The organism is Aeribacillus sp. FSL K6-8394, assembly GCF_038008865.1.
Classification (GTDB): domain Bacteria; phylum Bacillota; class Bacilli; order Bacillales; family Aeribacillaceae; genus Aeribacillus; species Aeribacillus composti.
The window spans coordinates 1245874-1266489 of sequence record NZ_JBBPAA010000001.1 but is presented as its reverse complement, the minus strand read 5'-3'; the positions used below and the strand labels follow the sequence as shown (position 1 = coordinate 1266489).

The 20616-nt window shown below is 42.7% G+C and carries 20 protein-coding genes; all 20 read left to right on the top strand.

Annotated elements, in window-relative coordinates; all coding sequences use genetic code 11:
- The first annotated feature begins 293 nt into the window (after positions 1 to 293).
- The 20 genes from NSR00_RS05830 to NSR00_RS05735 all read left to right on the top strand — a co-directional run bounded on the left by NSR00_RS05830 (position 294) and on the right by NSR00_RS05735 (position 20526).
- Entirely contained in the window at positions 294 to 584 is a 291-nt protein-coding gene (locus NSR00_RS05830) for a hypothetical protein (protein WP_063388477.1), read from the top strand.
- A gap of 109 nt (positions 585 to 693) precedes the next feature.
- Positions 694 to 1155: a signal peptidase II gene (gene lspA, locus NSR00_RS05825; protein ID WP_412674429.1), complete on the top strand. Its 462-nt coding sequence runs from the start codon at positions 694 to 696 to the stop codon at positions 1153 to 1155.
- Between the two features lie 3 nt (positions 1156 to 1158).
- Positions 1159 to 2073, top strand: a complete 915-nt coding sequence (locus tag NSR00_RS05820) for an RluA family pseudouridine synthase (protein WP_327847739.1) — start codon at positions 1159 to 1161, stop codon at positions 2071 to 2073.
- A 163-nt stretch (positions 2074 to 2236) separates the two neighbouring features.
- The gene (gene pyrR, locus NSR00_RS05815) at positions 2237 to 2782 is read left to right on the top strand and encodes a bifunctional pyr operon transcriptional regulator/uracil phosphoribosyltransferase PyrR (RefSeq protein WP_063388474.1); all 546 of its coding nucleotides are present in this window, start codon (positions 2237 to 2239) and stop codon (positions 2780 to 2782) included.
- Positions 2783 to 2925: 143 nt separating this feature from the next.
- Entirely contained in the window at positions 2926 to 4221 is a 1296-nt protein-coding gene (locus NSR00_RS05810) for a solute carrier family 23 protein (RefSeq protein ID WP_063388473.1), read from the top strand.
- Between the two features lie 154 nt (positions 4222 to 4375).
- The gene (locus NSR00_RS05805; RefSeq protein ID WP_340787575.1) at positions 4376 to 5290 is read left to right on the top strand and encodes an aspartate carbamoyltransferase catalytic subunit; all 915 of its coding nucleotides are present in this window, start codon (positions 4376 to 4378) and stop codon (positions 5288 to 5290) included.
- A complete protein-coding gene (locus NSR00_RS05800; protein ID WP_063388472.1) occupies positions 5274 to 6551 on the top strand; it encodes a dihydroorotase in 1278 nt (425 codons plus the stop codon). Before NSR00_RS05805 ends, NSR00_RS05800 begins: the two co-directional genes overlap by 17 nt.
- Position 6552: 1 nt before the next feature.
- On the top strand, positions 6553 to 7644 hold the full coding sequence (locus NSR00_RS05795) for a carbamoyl phosphate synthase small subunit (RefSeq protein WP_063388471.1): 1092 nt from the start codon (positions 6553 to 6555) through the stop codon (positions 7642 to 7644).
- Entirely contained in the window at positions 7637 to 10825 is a 3189-nt protein-coding gene (carB, locus tag NSR00_RS05790) for a carbamoyl-phosphate synthase large subunit (protein WP_066246575.1), read from the top strand. The genes NSR00_RS05795 and carB overlap by 8 nt, the downstream gene beginning before the upstream one ends.
- A 13-nt stretch (positions 10826 to 10838) precedes the next feature.
- The gene (locus tag NSR00_RS05785; RefSeq protein WP_063388469.1) at positions 10839 to 11615 is read left to right on the top strand and encodes a dihydroorotate dehydrogenase electron transfer subunit; all 777 of its coding nucleotides are present in this window, start codon (positions 10839 to 10841) and stop codon (positions 11613 to 11615) included.
- Positions 11609 to 12544: a dihydroorotate dehydrogenase gene (locus NSR00_RS05780; RefSeq protein WP_063388468.1), complete on the top strand. Its 936-nt coding sequence runs from the start codon at positions 11609 to 11611 to the stop codon at positions 12542 to 12544. The genes NSR00_RS05785 and NSR00_RS05780 overlap by 7 nt, the downstream gene beginning before the upstream one ends.
- A complete protein-coding gene (gene pyrF, locus NSR00_RS05775; RefSeq protein ID WP_063388467.1) occupies positions 12513 to 13229 on the top strand; it encodes an orotidine-5'-phosphate decarboxylase in 717 nt (238 codons plus the stop codon). Before NSR00_RS05780 ends, pyrF begins: the two co-directional genes overlap by 32 nt.
- Positions 13226 to 13861, top strand: a complete 636-nt coding sequence (gene pyrE, locus NSR00_RS05770; RefSeq protein WP_063388466.1) for an orotate phosphoribosyltransferase — start codon at positions 13226 to 13228, stop codon at positions 13859 to 13861. Before pyrF ends, pyrE begins: the two co-directional genes overlap by 4 nt.
- A 277-nt stretch (positions 13862 to 14138) precedes the next feature.
- Positions 14139 to 14852: a phosphoadenylyl-sulfate reductase gene (locus tag NSR00_RS05765; protein ID WP_340787571.1), complete on the top strand. Its 714-nt coding sequence runs from the start codon at positions 14139 to 14141 to the stop codon at positions 14850 to 14852.
- A gap of 475 nt (positions 14853 to 15327) precedes the next feature.
- A complete protein-coding gene (gene sat / locus NSR00_RS05760) occupies positions 15328 to 16470 on the top strand; it encodes a sulfate adenylyltransferase (protein ID WP_340787567.1) in 1143 nt (380 codons plus the stop codon).
- Positions 16471 to 16482: 12 nt separating this feature from the next.
- A complete protein-coding gene (gene cysC, locus NSR00_RS05755; protein WP_340733938.1) occupies positions 16483 to 17079 on the top strand; it encodes an adenylyl-sulfate kinase in 597 nt (198 codons plus the stop codon).
- 23 nt (positions 17080 to 17102) lie between these two features.
- Positions 17103 to 18728, top strand: coding sequence for a nitrite/sulfite reductase (locus NSR00_RS05750; RefSeq protein WP_340787563.1), 1626 nt, complete (start codon positions 17103 to 17105; stop codon positions 18726 to 18728).
- Positions 18700 to 18948, top strand: a complete 249-nt coding sequence (locus NSR00_RS05745) for a DUF3906 family protein (RefSeq protein WP_445659555.1) — start codon at positions 18700 to 18702, stop codon at positions 18946 to 18948. Before NSR00_RS05750 ends, NSR00_RS05745 begins: the two co-directional genes overlap by 29 nt.
- 28 nt (positions 18949 to 18976) lie before the next feature.
- Positions 18977 to 19756, top strand: coding sequence for a uroporphyrinogen-III C-methyltransferase (gene cobA / locus NSR00_RS05740; protein ID WP_063388460.1), 780 nt, complete (start codon positions 18977 to 18979; stop codon positions 19754 to 19756).
- A complete protein-coding gene (locus NSR00_RS05735) occupies positions 19753 to 20526 on the top strand; it encodes a sirohydrochlorin chelatase (protein ID WP_340787559.1) in 774 nt (257 codons plus the stop codon). Before cobA ends, NSR00_RS05735 begins: the two co-directional genes overlap by 4 nt.
- The last annotated feature ends 90 nt before the right edge of the window (positions 20527 to 20616 follow it).

The following is a 20616-nucleotide window of genomic DNA, read 5'->3' as shown; positions in this document are numbered from 1 at the left end:
AGCTCCCTGTGCAAACAGGGAGTTTTTTCATTTAGCAATGCTTCCTCATAAAGAAGTGTCATAAAAAGAACGATCTTTCATTGAAATCCGTCATAGTCAATTGGAAAAGTTTTCTCGGATGCTTTTTCAAAAATGAATACTTTGCTCAAAATTGAAAGAAGAATTCAGCTTTTAGCTTTTAAAGTGTGAATCATTTCCAAGCCGCTATTTACGTGTGTGGAAAAACTTGAATGTGATAGGAGGCAGTACGGCGGTTACAATATAAATACAAAACAGACGAGGGGGTTTTAATAATGAATCCGCTCGATCAAATCAAAGACGAATTAACGTTAATGAAGGACGAACTCAATGCGCGGCTCGCCAAAAGTCAATTGGATGACCCGATTTTTATCCGGGATGTAAAAAATGAGCTCAACGATGTTGAGCTTGCATTGGAAAAAATGGAATATGGACTTTATGGCATATGTGAAGAAACATTGCAAAAATTGCCGCTCGAACAATTGGCACAAATTCCGACAGCCAGAACGATTCATGATTTTCTCAATATGAAATCATATTTAAAAAAAACACTAGAATATCATTAAGAAGTGAAGTGAACAAGCTTCACTTTTTTGCTTGTTCCCCTTCTTTACTGTTTGTCAAAAAATGTGCTAAAATTTGATGGAAACTTGCCAGTGAGTGGAGGAACGCAGTGTGCTTAAATATTTGATTGCATTATTTGTCATCGCTCTCGACCAATGGACAAAATGGCTGATCGTAAAAAATATGGAAATTGGTGAAAGCATTGAAATTATCAACGGATTTTTATACATAACGTCTCACCGCAATAAAGGAGCGGCTTGGGGAATATTGCAAAACCAGATGTTGTTCTTTTATGTGATTACCATTATTGTTGTCGTAGCGATTATTTATTATATGCAAAAATATGCGAAACAAAATGCAATGCTGGGGGTTGCTCTCAGCTTAATGCTCGGCGGAGCGATTGGGAATTTTATTGACCGCCTTTTCCGCAAAGAGGTGGTGGACTTTATCCATACATATATTTTCGGTTATAATTTTCCAATTTTTAATATTGCCGATTCATCTTTAACAATCGGTGTTATTTTACTTTTCATATATTTTCTGTTTTTTGAAGAAAAGAAGCAAAAGGAGTAGAAAATGGAGCAATTTACTTTTGTTGTGACGGAAAAAGAGGAACATGAACGAATAGATAAATTTTTGGCCAATAAAGATGAGAATTGGTCAAGAACGTTGGTCCAAAATTGGATCAAGGACGGGGTTGTTTCAGTAAATGAAAAATCGGTGAAGGCCAATTACAAGTGCCAAATTGGTGATGTCATCATTGTATCTGTTCCAGAACCGGAAGAGCTGGATGTCAAGCCTGAGCCGATGGAGCTTGATATATACTATGAGGATGAAGATGTCATCGTTGTCAATAAACCGCGTGGGATGGTCGTCCATCCAGCGCCGGGACACACTTCAGGAACACTTGTGAACGGTCTTTTATATCATTGTAAAGATTTGTCCGGAATTAACGGAGTCCTTCGACCGGGAATTGTTCACCGGATTGATAAAGATACTTCAGGTTTATTAATGGTTGCCAAAAATGATTACGCTCATGAATCATTAGCAAATCAATTAATGGAAAAGAGGGTTGAAAGGAGATATAAGGCGATTGTACACGGGGTAATTCCGCACGATCATGCCACAATTGATGCTCCGATCGGCAGGGATCCAAAGGATCGGCAAAAAATGACGGTAACAAAAACAAACAGTAAAGAAGCTGTCACCCATTTTCATGTGCTGGAACGATTTTCGGATTATACATATATTGAATGTCGACTGGAAACCGGAAGAACGCATCAAATCCGCGTGCATATGAAATATATCGGTTTTCCGCTAGCCGGCGATCCAAAATATGGACCGAAAAAAACACTTCCGATTCATGGACAGGCTCTTCATGCAGGCGTACTTGGTTTTGAGCATCCAAGAACAAAAGAGTTTTTGAAGTTTGAAGCATCGCTCCCGGAAGAATTCGAAAAGATTTTGCAAATGTTAAGAAATGATCGTTGACATTTACGAGCTGCTCTGTCATAATACGTTTAGACAATACAGCATCCTTTAACTGCAGTCCCGTGAGGCTGAGAAGGAATCGTATGGCAATAGGTGAGCTATGCACAAAACCTCTCATCCTCAGGATGAGAGGTTTTTTTAACCGAAATTTGAGGTGATGAGCATGCCGGAAAAAGCGGTTGTTTTAGATGAGCAGGCGATCAGAAGGGCGCTAACTAGAATAGCCCACGAAATTATCGAACACAATAAAGGTATAGACAATTGTGTTTTGGTCGGAATCAAGACAAGGGGAATTTATCTTGCCAAACGTCTTGCAAAAAGAATAGAGGACATTGAAGGAAAAGAGATACCTGTCGGCAACCTTGACATTACTTTTTACCGGGATGATTTAACACAAAAAACAGAAAGCGGCGAACCGCTCGTTAAAGGTTCAGATATCCCGATCGATATTAACAATCGAAAAGTCATTTTAGTAGACGATGTCCTTTACACGGGAAGAACGGTACGGGCAGCGATGGATGCCATTGTTGACTACGGCAGGCCAGCGCAAATCCAGCTCGCTGTACTTGTTGACCGCGGCCATCGCGAACTGCCGATCCGAGCGGATTATGTCGGGAAAAACATACCTACTTCAAAATCAGAAAAAATTGTTGTACAGCTTTTGGAAGTAGATGAAAAAGAAAAAGTATCCATTTATGAAAATGAATAGATGTCCCTTTTAATAGCAGTCCCGTGAGGCTGCAAAGGGGTCCGAAAGGTGTATACGCTATTTGTATGCACTTTGGTAAAACCTCTTTGTGCCTCATCGGCCAAAGAGGTTTTTTTGTGCAAATTCCATAAGGAGGAAAAAACATGAAAAGAAATATTATACTAGATGTTCATGATAAACCTGATTTTATCACATGGCTCGCCTTAAGCTTCCAACATTTATTTGCCATGTTTGGAGCAACGATTCTCGTACCGTTTTTAGTCAAAATTGATCCTTCTGTTGCTTTGATTTCCAGCGGTCTCGGCACACTCGCATTTATTTTGATAACAAAAGGAAAAGTGCCGGCATATGTCGGCTCCTCCTTTGCCTTCATCACACCGTTAATTGCGGCTAAAGCTGCCGGCGGTGTAGGAGCGGCGATGATCGGCAGCTTTTTGGCAGGCCTAGTTTACGGGGTTGTCGCGCTTATCATCAAACAGACAGGATATAAATGGATTATGAAATTACTTCCAACTGTTGTCGTCGGTCCAGTAATTATGGTAATCGGACTTGGCCTTGCATCAACAGCTGTGAGTATGGCCATGAACGATCCTAAAGGACATTACAGCTTGCTTCACTTTTCAGCAGGCCTTGTTACGCTTCTGATCACCATTATAACAATGGCATTTTTTAAAGGATTTTTTAACCTAATCCCTGTATTAATCGGAATTTTCGGCGGATATGTATACTCGCTTATAATCGGTATTGTCGACTTTCAAAAAGTGGCGGAAGCCAAATGGTTTCAGCTCCCGAACTTTATCATTCCATTTGTTGATTATACACCTCACATTACATCTGAAATCATTCTGCTGATGGTTCCAGTCGCAGTGGTGACATTATCCGAGCATATCGGTCACCAAATGCTGCTAAGCCAAGTAATCGGAAAAGATTTAATCAAAGACCCTGGACTTGCCCGTTCCATTCTCGGCGACGGAGCGGCAACCATGATTGCATCTTTTATCGGTGGACCGCCGAACACGACATATGGCGAAAATATCGGCGTATTGGCGATTACAAGGATTTACAGCGTTTATGTCATTGCCGGTGCAGCTCTATTTGCAATCTTGTTTGGCTTTATTGGAAAAATTTCCGCCTTGATCAGTTCGATTCCAACTCCAGTAATGGGTGGCGTTTCAATACTGCTCTTCGGGATCATCGCATCTTCAGGATTAAGAATGATGATTGAGCATAAAGTTGATCTGAACGAAAAAAGAAACTTAATCATCACTTCCGTCATTTTAGTAATAGGAATTGGCGAAGCGATGATTAAGTTCGGGGAAAGCTTTGAGTTACACGGAATGGCATTAGCTGCAATCATTGGCGTCATTTTAAACTTTGTGCTCCCAGGTAAAAAAGAAGAACATATTTTTGACACAAATGAAGAAGATTCAGTAGCGTAGCAATCACCTTTTAAAAAAGTCCAGAGAGGCTTTCAAGGGTGTGTGGGACAAATCATGCTTCGTCATTTGCTTACACCCTGTCATGCCTTGGCAGGGTGTTTTTTTAAAATTCAAACGTCAATCGCTTTTATTTAAAGGAAAGGGGAAGAAAGCGATGAAACATTTAGTGACAATGAGCACGCTGTCAACTGAAGAGATTATTGCCATTTTGGATGAAGCGGAACGCTTTAAAATGGGAAAACGATGGAAAGTCGGAGAACAAACATTTATCGCCAACTTGTTTTTTGAGCCGAGTACGAGGACGAGGTTTAGTTTTGAAGCTGCTGAAAAAAAACTTGGACTTGACATTTTAAATGTGGATGGAGCTTCTTCAAGCATTCAAAAAGGAGAATCGTTGTACGATACTGTAAAAACTTTAGAATCAATCGGTGTCGAGGCGGTCGTCATCCGACATCCCGAGGACCGGTATTTTGACGAGCTTATCGGCCGTGTCCAAGTATCCATATTAAATGCTGGCGATGGGTGCGGACACCATCCAACGCAATGTTTGCTCGATTTGATGACAATTCGTGAAGAGTTTGGGAGTTTTAACGGATTGACGGTTTCCATCATCGGTGACATTCGCCACAGCCGTGTAGCAAGATCTGATGCAGAAGTGCTGACAAGGCTCGGGGCAACCGTATTGTTCTCTGGACCTGAAAAATTTCGGGACGACACCAATCCATACGGTACATACGTATCGATCAATGAAGCAATCGAAATGTCAGATGTTGTGATGCTCTTAAGAATCCAGCATGAACGCCACAGCGAAAAATGGACAGCTGATCAATATTTGGAGCAGTACGGATTGACAAAGGAACGGGAAAAAATGATGAAGGACCATGCGATTATTATGCACCCTGCACCGGTCAACAGAGGAGTTGAAATCGACGGAGATTTAGTAGAGTGCAGCCGATCGCGAATTTTTAAACAGATGGAAAACGGTGTATTTGTCCGCATGGCAGTTATAAAACAGGCGATTGAAAGTAAAGCACAAGGGGGAGAGAAGAAATATGTCCATTCTATTTAAAAATGCGCAATTGTTAACAGAGGAAGGCGAATTGACAAAACGGGATGTTCTTGTGGAAAACGGAATAGTCAAACAAATATCGGAAGAGATAGCTGATGGAGCGGGAGACGTGATCGATTGCAACGGAAAGCTTCTTTCCCATGGATTCATCGATCTTCACGTTCATCTGCGTGAACCGGGTGGAGAAGCGAAAGAGACGATTGCCACCGGCACGCTGGCTGCAGCGAAGGGCGGCTTTACAACCGTTGCCTCCATGCCTAATACGAAGCCGCCTATTGATACGAAAGAAAAAATGATCAATTTACAAAAGCGAATTAAAGAAACAGCAAAGGTTCGCGTTCTTCCTTATGCAGCGATCACACTTGGGCAAAGCGGAAGCGAATTAACGGATTTTGATGCATTAAAAGAGGAAGGTGCTTTTGCCTTTACGGACGATGGCGTAGGTGTCCAGTCGGCCGGCATGATGTTTCAGGCAATGAAAAAAGCGGCGGAGAAAGGATATTCAATTGTCGCGCATTGTGAAGACAATACCCTTATCAACGGCGGATCCTTCCATGATGGAGTTTTTGCAAAAAATCACGGTATATCCGGCATTCCATCTGTATGTGAATCCGTTCAAATTGCAAGAGATGTTCTGCTGGCAGAAGCTAGCGGCTGCCATTACCACGTGTGCCATATTAGTTCAAAAGAATCCGTCAGAGCCGTCAGAGACGCCAAAAAAGCAGGCATCCGCGTGACATGCGAAGTGACCCCGCATCATCTTCTTTTATGTGATGAAGATATTCCGGAGCTTAATCCGAACTTTAAAATGAATCCGCCGCTTAGAGGCAGAGAAGACAAGAAAGCATTAATCGAAGGGCTGTTGGATGGAACAATCGATTTTATTGCTACGGATCATGCGCCTCATACGATGGAGGAGAAATCTTTAGAGGTCGATAAGGCGCCGTTTGGGATCGTCGGGTTGGAAACTGCCTTTCCTCTTTTGTACACATATTTTGTCGAACGGGGCATTTTTACATTGAAACAACTTGTTGATTGGCTGACGGTAAAGCCTGCTAGAGCTTTTAACTTGGATATGGGGGAATTAAAAGAAGGCATTTCTGCAGATTTGACGCTCATTGATTTACAGGAAGAAAAAAGAATAGATGCCTCAACATTTGCATCAAAAGGAAAAAATACGCCGTTTAACGGCTGGCTTGCAAAAGGCTGGCCTGTTTTAACAATGGTGGACGGCAAAATCGTTTGGAAAAGGGGAGAGTAATATGAAACGGCAATTAGTGCTTGAAAACGGCGATGTTTTCATCGGCGATGGCTTTGGAAGCGATCGTGACATCATCGGAGAGGTTGTGTTCACAACCGGAATGACAGGCTATCAAGAAACACTTTCAGATCCTTCATATTGCGGACAAATCGTAACGTTTACTTATCCATTGATCGGCAATTACGGCATCAACCGCGACGATTTTGAGACGATCCGCCCGTTCGTGAACGGGATGATTGTGAAGGAAGCCTGTGAAGCACCCTCCAACTGGAGAAGTTTATATTCAATCAATGATTTTCTCATAGAAAACGATATTCCTGGCATCAGTGGAATCGATACAAGAAGGCTGACTAGAATTATCCGCAACTACGGAACGTTAAAAGGTGCAATCTGTTCAGCTGAGGCGGATCCAAAGCAAGTGGCTGAGAAATTAAGAGAAACGGAGCTGCCGCGCAATCAGGTGGAAATTGTATCGACGAAAAGACCATATCAAAGTCCAGGAAGAGGAAAAAGAGTGGTTGTTGTAGATTTTGGCATGAAGCATGGAATCTTAAGAGAATTAAACAGCCGAAATTGCGACTCGATCGTCGTTCCATATGATACATCTGCGGAGGAAATATTGCGATTGAAGCCTGACGGCGTTTTGCTTACAAACGGACCTGGAGATCCGCAAAACGTTCCAGAAGCAATTGAAATGCTGCGCGATCTTATCGGGAAAACCCCTATCTTTGGAATATGTTTAGGGCATCAGCTGCTCGCTTTAGCATGCGGTGCGAAAACAGAAAAATTAAAATTCGGCCACCGCGGCTCAAACCATCCAGTGAAGGATTTAAAAACTGGGAAAGTGTATATGACTTCCCAAAATCACGGCTATGCTGTAAGCATCGAATCCATTAGGAATACAGAGCTTGAAGTAACACATGTTGCACTGAACGACGGAACAGTTGAAGGATTGAGACATCGCGTGCATCCTGCTTTCGCTGTTCAATACCATCCGGAAGCATCGCCGGGACCTGAGGATGCCAATCCATTGTTTAATCAATTTATCGAGCTGATGGAAAAGACTGCTCAAAGGGGGAATCTCAATGCCTAAGCGGAAAGATATTCAGAAAATTTTAGTTATCGGATCAGGACCGATTATTATCGGACAAGCGGCGGAGTTTGACTATTCGGGAACACAGGCGTGCTTAGCATTGAAAGAGGAAGGATATGAGGTTGTTCTTGTCAACTCGAACCCAGCGACAATTATGACGGATACGGAAATTGCCGACAAAGTGTATATGGAGCCGCTCACTCCGAGCTTTGTTGCCAAAATCATCCGCAAGGAAAGGCCGGATGCGATCCTGCCGACTCTCGGCGGACAGACTGGACTAAACTTGGCGGTCGAGCTTCATAAAATGGGTGTTTTAGAAGAGTGCGGCGTTGAAATTTTAGGAACTAAGCTTTCAGCCATTCAAAAAGCTGAAGACCGTGAACTGTTCCGCGAGCTTATGAAGGAGCTGAATGAACCGGTGCCGGAAAGCGCCATAATTCATGAGCTTGAAGAAGCGTTTCATTTTGTGGAGCAAGTCGGCTATCCGGTGATCGTCCGGCCTGCATATACACTTGGCGGGACCGGAGGCGGCATTTGTCACGATGAGGAAGAACTGATTGAAATTGTGACGAACGGTTTAAAGCTCAGCCCTGTTCATCAATGTCTGCTCGAAAAAAGCATTGCCGGCTACAAAGAAATCGAATATGAAGTGATGCGGGACTCAAAAGACAATAAAATCGTTGTCTGCAACATGGAAAATATTGACCCCGTCGGCATTCATACAGGCGATTCGATCGTTGTGGCGCCCAGCCAAACGATTTCAGACAGAGAATACCAGTTGCTCAGAAACGTGTCATTAAAAATTATCGGAGCTCTTGGCATCGAAGGCGGCTGCAATGTTCAGCTTGCTCTTGATCCGGATAGTTTTCAATATTACGTTATCGAAGTGAACCCGCGGGTTAGCCGCTCATCTGCCCTTGCATCAAAAGCGACAGGATATCCGATTGCGAAACTCGCAGCGAAAATTGCCGTCGGTTTGACGTTAGATGAAATCATCAATCCAGTGACAGGGAAAACATTTGCTTGCTTTGAACCGGCGCTTGATTATGTTGTCACGAAAATACCGCGATGGCCGTTTGATAAATTTGAATCAGCCAACCGTGTGCTTGGCACTCAAATGAAAGCAACCGGTGAAGTCATGGCGATCGGCCGCACGTTTGAAGAATCGTTGTTAAAAGCTGTTCGTTCTCTCGAAGCAAGCGTCTACCATTTAACATTGAAAGAAAACGATGTCTCAGATGAAATGATTGAAAAGCGAATCAAGAAAGCAGGGGATGAACGAATCTTTTACATCGGCGAAGCGCTGAGAAGGGGTTTTTCCGTTGAGCAAATTCATCAATGGAGCAAAATCGACCGCTTTTTCTTGAATAAGATAAACAACATTATCGAATATGAACGAGAACTGAAAAAATCTCCATTTGATGTAAATGTGTTGAGAAAAGCAAAGCAACTCGGATTTTCTGATCACTTTATCGCTTCGTTATGGAATACAGATGAATCGGAAGTTTATGAGTTTCGGAAAAAACAAGGAATTGTTCCAGTTTACAAAATGGTTGATACGTGCGCAAGCGAGTTTGAATCCGAGACGCCTTACTTTTACGGCACATATGAAGAAGAAAATGAATCGATTGTGACTGAACGAAAAAGTGTTGTCGTGTTAGGTTCAGGGCCGATTCGAATCGGGCAGGGTATTGAGTTCGATTATGCAACAGTTCACTCTGTTTGGGCGATTCGCGAAGCAGGATATGAAGCAATCATTATCAATAACAATCCAGAAACGGTGTCAACGGATTTCAGCATTTCCGACAAGCTGTATTTTGAACCGCTGACGATCGAAGATGTCATGCATATTATCGACTTGGAGAAACCGATTGGCGTTGTCGTCCAATTCGGCGGGCAAACGGCAATCAATTTGGCAGGCAAGCTGGCAAAACGAGGTGTCAAAATATTAGGAACAAGCCTGGAAAATTTAGATCGGGCGGAAGACCGCGACAAGTTCGAACAAGTGCTTGAAGCTTTGGAAATACCACAGCCTGTAGGGAAAACGGCTCTATCCGTCGCTGAAGCGGTGGAAATTGCGGAAGAAATCGGCTATCCGGTGCTTGTCCGTCCTTCCTATGTGCTTGGCGGCCGGGCGATGGAAATTGTCTACCATAAAGAAGAATTGCTCCATTATATGGAACATGCAGTAAAAATTAATCCGGAACATCCCGTTTTAATTGATCAATATTTAACCGGAATAGAAGTGGAAGTTGATGCGATTTCAGACGGTAAACATGTGCTCATTCCGGGCATTATGGAGCATATTGAGCGGGCAGGCGTGCACTCAGGGGACTCGATAGCGGTTTACCCGCCGCAAACGTTATCTGATCAGTTGAAAACAGAACTTGTTGATTATACGATTCGTTTGGCAAAAGGGCTGAATATTGTCGGACTGCTAAACATTCAATTTGTAATTGCTGACGGGCGGGTATACGTATTGGAAGTGAACCCAAGATCAAGCAGAACAGTTCCGTTTCTAAGTAAAATTACCGGAATTCCGATGGCTAAGCTTGCGACAAAGGTGATACTCGGTGCTAGCTTGCCGGAACTCGGTGTGAAAACAGGGCTTGCAAAAGAGCCGAAAGGTGTATTTGTGAAGGTGCCGGTATTTTCATTTGCGAAGTTGCGCCGTGTAGACATTACGCTTGGACCAGAAATGAAATCAACTGGGGAAGTAATCGGAAAGGATGCCACCTTTGAAAAGGCTCTTTATAAAGGCTTTGTTGCAGCCGGTACGAATATTTACGAGCACGGATCAGTGCTGCTTACGATTGCTGATAAGGACAAAAACGAGGCTTTAGAAATTGCGGGCAGATTTCGCAATATCGGCTATCAACTGCTGGCGACGGAAGGAACCGCAAAGTTTCTAGAAGAGAACGGCATAAAAGCAAAGGTTGTCAGCAAAATCGGATCACGCGGCGACAACATTTTGGATGTGATACGCAATGGAAAAGCGCAATTTGTCATCAACACGCTGACGAAAGGAAAGCAGCCTGAGCGCGACGGCTTCAGAATCAGAAGGGAATCGGTTGAAAACGGTGTGCCGTGCCTCACTTCTTTAGACACTGCAAGGGCAATTTTACGCGTGCTTGAATCGATGGCTTTTACGGTTGAAAATCTCTCCGAACATAATAGGTAAAGAAGGTGATCCAATGATCAAAGCTTGGATGGAAATCATCAGCAACAGGCCAATTGCGAAAAACATTTATAAAATGGAATTAAAAGGAGAGCTCGTTCAACGCATTACTCGTCCGGGACAATTTGTTCAAATAAAAGTGGATGACAGTTTTGATCTGTTATTAAGAAGACCGATCAGCATTGCCGAATACAATGCCGAAAAAAACACGATGACATTAATTTATCGGGCAGAAGGCGCCGGAACGAAAAGATTGTCCAGAAAAAAAGCAAGTGAGCTTGTCGATGTTTTCGGACCGCTCGGAAACGGTTTTCCGGTTGAAGAAACGAAGGAAAAAGCATTGCTTGTCGGTGGCGGCATTGGCGTTCCCCCTCTTTATGAATTGTCGAAGCAGCTTGTTCAAAATGGAGTGGAAGTTGTCCATGTATTAGGATTTTCAACAAAAGCGGCGGTGTTTTACGAACAAGAGTTTAAGGAGCTGGGCGAAACGTTTGTGGCGACAGTTGACGGCACATTCGGCGCAAAAGGAACCGTTATGGATATCATCAATGAACAACGCTTCACATTTGAAACGCTCTATACATGCGGACCAACTCCAATGTTAAAAGCGATAGAAGAAGCATTTCCGCATAAAAAAGTGTTTTTGTCCCTGGAAGAAAGAATGGGCTGCGGAATCGGCGCTTGCTTTGCCTGTGTCCGCCGTACGAAAACCGATGCAAATGATTCGGGCTATAAGAAAATCTGTACCGACGGGCCTGTTTTTCGAATCGGGGAGGTGATGTTGGAATGTTAACTGTTAAGCTTCCTGGTCTTGAGTTAAAAAATCCGATCATGCCCGCATCAGGATGCTTCGGCTTTGGCCGCGAATTTGCCAAGCTGTACGATTTATCCAAGCTTGGAGCGATCATGATCAAAGCAACAACGCTTGAGCCTAGATTCGGAAATCCAACACCAAGGGTGGCGGAAACGCCGTCGGGAATGCTCAATGCCATCGGGTTGCAAAATCCCGGATTAAAAAAAGTGATGGAGGAAGAGCTTCCTTGGCTTTCTCAATTTGATGTTCCGATCATTGCGAACATTGCCGGCTCGACTGTTGAAGAATATGTGGAAGTGGCAAAAGAAATCAGTAAAGCGCCTAACGTAAAAGCACTTGAACTGAACATTTCTTGTCCGAATGTTAAACAAGGGGGGATCATGTTCGGAACAGTTCCTGAAGTAGCCGGACATTTAACAGAAGCTGTGAAAAACGTTTCTTCAGTACCGGTTTATGTCAAGCTTTCTCCAAATGTAACTGACATTGTCGCCATGGCAAAAGCGGTGGAAAAAGCGGGAGCAGACGGAATTACGATGATCAACACGCTCCTCGGCATGCGGATCGATGTGAAAACAGGCCGGTCGATTATTGCTAATGGAACAGGCGGGCTTTCTGGACCTGCTGTCAAGCCGATTGCCGTTCGTATGATCTATCAGGTTTCCCAAAGTGTAGAAATCCCGGTCATTGGCATGGGAGGAATTATGAATGTCGATGATTGCATAGAATTTTTGCAGGCAGGAGCAAAGGCAGTCGCAATTGGTACAGCGAATTTTGTCAATCCTTACGTCTGTGTTGAACTTATTGATGCGTTGCCGAATCGGCTGAAAGAATTAGGCTTTGATCATGTGAATGAATGTGTCGGAAGGAGCTGGAAAGATGAAAAATCGTCCTCTAATTCTTGCCCTTGATTTTGATACGAGAGAAAAAGCATTGCAGTTTGTGCAAATATTTGAGGAGCCTTTATTTGTTAAAGTGGGGATGGAACTTTTTTATCAAGAAGGCCCTTCTATCATTGAAGAATTACAGCGAAGCGGTCATCAAATATTTCTTGATTTGAAGCTGCATGATATACCAAATACCGTGAAACAAACGATGAAAGGACTTGCCAAGCTCGGAGTCGATTTGATCACTATTCACGCTGCGGGAGGTAGAGACATGATGGAAGCAGCGATAGAAGGGCTGGAGGCGGGAGCTCAGAGCGGAAATAAGCGTCCAGATGTTGTCGCTGTCACCCAGCTGACAAGCACTTCCAGCGAGATGCTAAAAAATGAACTTCTCATTGAAAAGCCGTTGCTTGAGACGGTTTTACATTATGCGGAAAATGCAAAAAAAAGCGGGATGAGCGGTGTTGTTTGTTCTGTCCATGAAGTAAGCGAAATAAGAAAAACGTGCGGTCCATCTTTTCTGACTGTTACGCCTGGAATTCGTTTAGCAAAAGATAGAGCACAGGATCAAGTCCGCATTGCGACGCCAAAATTTGCAAAGGAACAAGGCGCATCAGCCATTGTAGTCGGCAGGACAATTACAAAAGCAGAGGATCCTGTTGCAGCCTACAATGAGGTAAAAAAAGAATGGGAGGGTAAGGTGGAATGAAAAAGGAAATCGCCAAACATTTGCTAGAAATTGAAGCAGTTACTCTCAGACCAAATGAACCGTTTACGTGGGCAAGCGGAATAAAATCGCCCATTTATTGCGACAATCGTTTGACTCTATCGTATCCGAAGCTCCGCAAAATCATTTATAAAGGACTAGCTCAACTAATCAGTGAGCATTTTTCCGATGCTGAATTAATTGCTGGAACTGCAACAGCCGGTATTCCCCATGCGGCATTAGTTGCTGAAGAGCTGGGATTGCCTATGTGTTATGTGCGCAGCACACCGAAAAAGCATGGGAAGGGAAACCAAATAGAAGGAAAAGTGAGGGAAGGACAAAAAGCTGTTGTAATCGAAGACTTGATTTCAACAGGGGCAAGCTCCTTAAAAGCTGTTGAAGCACTAAGAAATGCTGGCTGTCAAGTACTAGGTGTCGCCGCAATTTTTACCTACGGTCTTCCTCAAGGAAAGCAAAACTTTGCCAATGCTGGCATTCCTGCGATCGCATTAAGTGATTATGACACTTTAATCCAAGTGGCTTTGGAAGTGCAAATGATTTCAAAAGAGGATCTCGACCGCTTGTCATTATGGCGAAAAAATCCTGAAAACGACAGTTGGCTCGAAAAAGTTTAACCGCCTTTTCATATAATATTTAATTCCAATCAAAAAACTCGGGTTGACTTTTAGGAAAATTATGATAAAATTTGATAGCATATAGCACGTTCTTGAAAGGAACACTGTGAATCTTCTAACCTAATTTTTAAGTACAAAATGTCATTTGTACAAATGAAAGAAAAGAAGGATTATATAAAAAGCTGTCTCAATAAACCGCTGACTAGACGACTAGAGGCGGTTTTCAATCCTTTTATTGAACGCGCTCTATTCCTTTTCTAATAAGGGGGAAAGGCGAATGCTTACGTACGAAACCTGGGCGGAACCTGATCTCGTGTTTGATGAGACATCGGACACAAAAGGTGCCCTAGAGGTGTTGGAATGGGCATATTCAACATATAAAGATGATATTGTGTATTCGTGCAGCTTTGGAATTGAAGGGATTGTACTCATTGATTTAATATCGAAGGTCAATCCGACCGCACGGATTGTCTTTTTGGACACGGGGCTGCATTTTAAAGAAACCTATGATTGCATAGAAAAAGTAAAAAATCGATACCCAGATTTAAATATAGAATTGAAAAAACCAGAGATCACATTAGAAGAGCAAAAAGAGCAATATGGGGATAAGCTTTGGGAGAGAGATCCGAATCTTTGCTGCCACATCCGGAAAGTGGTTCCTTTAAGGGAGACACTTGAACCTGTAAAAGCATGGATTTCAGGATTGAGAAGAGAACAATCGCCGACAAGAAAACATATAAACTATATTAATAAAGATGAGAAATTCCAAAAGGTAAAAATTTGCCCTCTCATCCACTGGACATGGAAGGAAGTTTGGCGATATGTTTATAAACATGATTTGCCTTATATCGTCTTACATGATCAAGGTTATCCTTCCATTGGCTGCCAGCCTTGCACTCAGCCAGCCATTAACATGGATGATCTGCGTTCTGGAAGATGGGTCGGCCATCAAAAGCTTGAATGCGGATTACATGAGAGTGTGACAAAATAATGGAAGCCTATAACCATTAGAGGAAGCGGTGCGGCGGCAGCGGGTGCTGCCTGTCGTACAGGAGCGGTAAAAACATATCGCTTTTTCCTCCATTCGGACTGCTGGAAATGTTCTCTGTTCAATGGTCGGTGGAGGTGAAGGTGCCTAAACCGTCTGCTTCGGCTTCATCGATAGTTGATTCAATCATTTTATCTTTGGTGTTTGTTCAATCAAAATATGAATATCACTTACAAGTGAAGTGATAGTTTGATCTACAGCAGGCCTTTTTCCGCATATAATGCTTTATAAAAACTCGTCATAAAAAATAAAGTTTTGAAGACTCGTTTCATGAAATGATTCTTTTTACTCGTTTTTGATGATGGCGTATCGCAACGATTTAGATTTATTTAGCGGCTAAGGCTAAAAATTTTTTCAACAAAAGCCTAGTAAATAAATATGAATATAGGAATATATGGCGTAGCAAGGAGGAGATCAAATGGGGATTGCACCGCACGGAGGAACATTAATCAATCGCTATAATCCAGAATACAATTATTCTCATATTCAAGAAGCAATTGAATTGGATAATATCGGGCTCTCTGACTTAGAGTTAATCGGTATTGGAGCATTTAGTCCATTAACGGGTTTTTTAACTAAAAAAGATTATGATAGTGTTGTCGAAAACATGCGTCTTGCCAATGGTATAGTTTGGAGCATTCCAATTACACTTCCTGTTGAAGAAGAACAAGCTGATCGCATCGACATTGGAGATGAAGTTAAGCTGACATTTAACGGAGAAGTATACGGTGTGATCAAAGTGGAAGATAAATATAAGCCGGATAAACAAAAAGAAGCGGAATATGTTTATCGGACAAAAGATGAAGAGCACCCAGGAGTTGCTAAATTGTATGAGCGTCCTCCTGTCTATCTTGGCGGGGATGTCGTGTTAGTAAAGAAAACGGAAAAGCCGTTTCCAAATGAAACATTTGAGCCAGCAGAATCTCGAGCCGCTTTTGAACGTTTTGGCTGGAATACAGTCGTAGGGTTTCAAACGAGAAATCCTGTTCACCGTGCGCATGAATACATTCAAAAAACAGCTCTTGAAACCGTAGACGGATTATTTCTGCAGCCGCTGGTCGGCGAAACAAAAAAGGATGATATTCCTGCAGATATTCGCATGGAAAGCTATCGAGTCCTGTTAGAAAATTACTATCCAAAAGATCGTGTTCTGTTAGGAATTTTTCCAGCCGCCATGCGCTATGCCGGACCGAGGGAAGCGATATTCCATGCTATGGTCCGAAAAAATTATGGGTGTACGCATTTCATCGTTGGAAGAGACCATGCAGGGGTTGGAAATTACTATGGAACATATGATGCGCAAAAAATCTTTTCCAACTTTACAAAAGAGGAATTAGATATTACGCCGCTGTTTTTTGAACACAGCTTTTATTGCAAAAAATGCGACGGCATGGCCTCCCATAAAACATGTCCGCATTCCGATGACGACCGTGTCATTTTATCAGGCACAAAAGTAAGGGAAAAACTGCGAAACGGCGAGCCGCTGCCAAACACTTTCAGCCGTCCGGAAGTTGTTGAAGTGCTCGTAAAAGGACTGCGCCAAGAAGAATTGCAAAAATGAGGTGGAATAAACGTGACAAGTAAAAATATTGTTTGGCATCACCATTCCGTCACAAAAGAAGAGCGGAGGAAAAAGTTGGGGCATCACAGCTTTGTTCTATGGTTTACCGGATTGTCTGGTTCCGGCAAATCAACGTTAGCCAATGCATTAAACCAAAAACTGTTCAATGAAAATATTTCGTCTTACGTATTAGATGGGGACAACGTTCGCCATGGGTTGAACAAAGATTTAGGCTTTTCGGAATTGGACCGAAAAGAAAACATTCGGCGCATTGGAGAAGTAGCAAAATTATTTGTGGACAGCGGCCAAGTTGTTTTGACAGCCTTTATTTCACCATATAGAGAAGATCGGGAGTTAGTAAGAAATTTGCTCGAGCATGATGAGTTCATTGAAATATATGTTAAATGCTCATTATCAGAATGTGAAAAACGAGATCCGAAAGGGCTGTACAAAAAAGCGAGAAACGGTGAAATTAAACATTTTACAGGCATCGACGATCCATATGAAGAGCCGGAAAATCCTGAAATCATTGTTCATACTGAGGAATGGTCAGTAGAAGAAAGTGTTGAACATATTTTTCAATATTTAAAAAATCGAAAGTTCCTATAATCTTAAACATTGGGGGAGTTGCAATGGCACAAGAAAAAGTATGGGCAAACAATGAGAATTTAAATAAGTTTGAATTAAAAAAGCTTGAAAAAGACGGATTGGACATTTTGGAAGAAATCGACACCTTTGCGAAAAACGGCTTTGCTTCCATTCCGGAAGAAGATTGGGATTTGCTCAAATGGGCCGGGCTGTATCTTCAACGTCCAAAAAAAGACGGTTATTTCATGATGCGGGTGAAAGTGCCGACGGGAATATTAACCTATGATCAAGTCGTTGCGCTCGCAGGGATTTGCAGAGATTTTGGCCGGGATCTATTTGATATTACAACTCGTCAGGCCATTCAGTTCCATTGGCTGGAAATCGAGAACATTCCGGAAATATTTAGACGCTTGGATGAAGTCGGCCTAACAACGGTAGGCGCCTGCGGCGACATCGCCCGCAACGTGATTGGAAATCCTCTTGCTGGCATTGACCCGGAAGAGCTTTTGGACACAGAGCCGATTGTGCGAGAAATTCATCAATTTTTCTATAAAAATAGAGATTTTTCCAATTTGCCAAGAAAATATAAAATTTCGATTAGTGCAAGCTACTATAATTCCGGACATGCAGAAATCAATGATTTAGCTTTCACACCAGCTACAAAAGAGATTGACGGAAAGCTTGTGAAAGGCTTTCATGTAAAGGTCGGCGGCGGACTATCATCAAAACCGCATTTGGCCCAACCATTGAACATTTTCGTAACCCCGGATAAAGTGAAGGATGTTGCCATTGCGGTGACAACCATCTTCCGCGATTACGGCTATCGTGAGAAAAGACACCGCGCCCGTCTAAAATTTTTAGTTGCCGATTGGGGTGTAGAAAAATTCCAAGAAAAACTGCTTGAACTGACAGGTCCGCTTCCGGAGAGAGGAAACGATGAAACAAAAGGCTGGAATGCAGGATATTTTTACGGCGTTCATCCGCAAAAGCAAAAAGGCTTGAATTACATTGGCTTTAATGTTCCGCTCGGAAGACTTTATTCCGAGGAAGTGCTGGAGATCGCCAGAATTTCCAAAAAATACGGAAATGGACAAATCCGAACTTGCAATACACAAAATATTGTGATTCCAAACGTTCCGGATGATCAAGTTGAAGCTTTGCTGGCAGAAGAAATTTTTCAAAAGGGCAGAATTACCATCAAGCCGAAATCATTCATTGGTTATGCCGTTTCCTGCACTGGAACGGAATTTTGCAACCTTGCGCTTGTTGAAACGAAACAGCGGATGAAAACAATTGTCGAATATTTGGATCAAGAATTAGAATTGGATGTACCTGTTCGGATGCACATCACAGGCTGCCCGAATTCATGCGGTCAGCGGCAAATCGCGGACATCGGTCTGCAAGGCGTTTTGATGAGAACAAAAGATAAAAAAATGGTCGATGCCTACGAAATTCATGTTGGCGGAACGCTTCTTGACGGCGGTCGATTTAATGAAAAATTGAAAGGAAAAATTGAGGCAGAGAAGCTTCATTTAGTGTTGAAAGATTTTCTGCAATATTTCAAAGAAACGAAGCTGGCCGGCGAAACCTTTTTAGAATATTATGATCGCGTCGGCATTGAACCTTTGCAGGCGAAGCTCGATGAGATTTTGGAACCTCTCGGAGCTTAAATGGGGTGTCAGCATGTATTTGTATCGCTTTCTTGTAAAAACGAAGGAGAAGGAAATTCCAGTAATCATCGCGGCCGAAAATGATTTGAAAGCATTCGAGCAAGTAGATGTTGAGCTTGAAAAATTTTATTTAAAGGTTCTTGATATTGAAGATGTTACGTTGTACGAAAAGAAAAAAATACGAAAAAGTGCAGGGTTTGTGATTGATGAAGCGACGTGACGCTCTGTACGTAGTGGGGGAGATCAGCGTGGGAAAAGTGTATATTGTCGGAGCAGGCCCAGGAGATCCAGAATTAATCACAATAAAAGCGATGAAGGCGATTCAGAAGGCGGATGTGATTTTATATGACAGGCTTGTCAACAAAGAGCTCCTTGCTTATGCAAAAAAAGAAGCGGATCTCATTTATTGCGGCAAATTGCCAAATTACCATACGATGCGCCAAGAGACGATCAATAAGTTTTTAGTGAAGTATGCCCAGGCAGGCAAAATCGTAACGCGGTTAAAAGGAGGCGACCCCTATCTGTTTGGCAGAGGGGGGGAGGAAGCGGAAGTATTGGTGCAAAAACGAATTCCTTTTGAAGTGATCCCCGGGGTTACGGCTGCTTCCGCCGCTTCCGCCTATGCTGGCATCCCGCTTACGCATCGCAACATCAGCGCTTCGTGTGCATTTATTACCGGACATAGAGCAGGGGATTTGACAATTAAAGAGGAAACGATTCGTTTAATGAAAGCAGCGGACACCGTTGCGGTCTATATGGGTGTGAAAAATATTGCGGAAATCCAAGATATGATTATACGAAGCGGGAAGGATCAAAATACGCCTGTTGCCTTTATTGAATGGGCGACTACGGAAGAACAACGGACAGTAACGACAACCGTGAAGGAAATGGCGAAATCGGCAGAAGAAAATTGTATTTCCAATCCATGCATGATTATTATCGGCGAAGTCGTTCGTTTTCATGACCAGTTGAACTGGTTTGAGAAGCAGATGAGCAACATCGATTTTACAACAGGGGTTTCGTTATGAAAAAAGGGGTTCTGTATATCTTTCACGGCAGTCGGTTGCGAGATTCTAGAGAAGAGGCGATTCATTTTTTCAATGAAGTGAAGGCGAGCCTGCCATACGAGATTCAAGAAATCTCTTTCCTTGAGCTTGCAAAGCCTACCATTGAGGAAGGATTTGCATCCTGTTTCGCAAAAGGAGCTGCTCATATTGCGGTAATCCCAGTGCTGTTACTAGCTGCCGGCCATGCCAAACAAGATATACCAGCTATTCTTTCGACATTGCAGACAAATTATCCGGAAGCAATGATCTCCTATGGCATGCCTTTTGGCGTTGATGAATTGATGCTAGAGGCAGTGGAAGACAGAATTAAACGCGTTTTGAATAGACCGAAAAAGTCTAGAATGATTTTGATCGGTCGAGGAAGCCGGGATGTGGAAATGCAGCAAGATTTTTTAACGATTGGCCGCATGCTTGAAGAGCGATTGGAAGTACCGGTGACGTGCTGCTATTTAACCGCAGCTTCTCCTCTTTTTCAAGATGTTGTTCAATCCGTTCCAAAAATGACGGAAGAAGAAATAATTTTTGTGCCTTATTTATTGTTTACAGGTCTATTGTTAAAAGGAGTTCAAAAGCAAATCGAGCAATTGAAAAGGGTAACAAATAAAAAGATTATGTTAACTGATCATATCGGAAACCATTCAGCTGTTAAAGAGCTGCTTCGCGTCAGAGTTGAAGAGGCGTTTGCAGCAAGAGCAGAGAATAAATATTTGAAAAAGGAAACCGTGTTATGAATGGTTTCCTTTTTCTCTGTACTGAAATGAGGCGTACATAATTTTTCGAGATTAGAGCTATTCCAGATGATCAACGTTGTTAATGGAGTA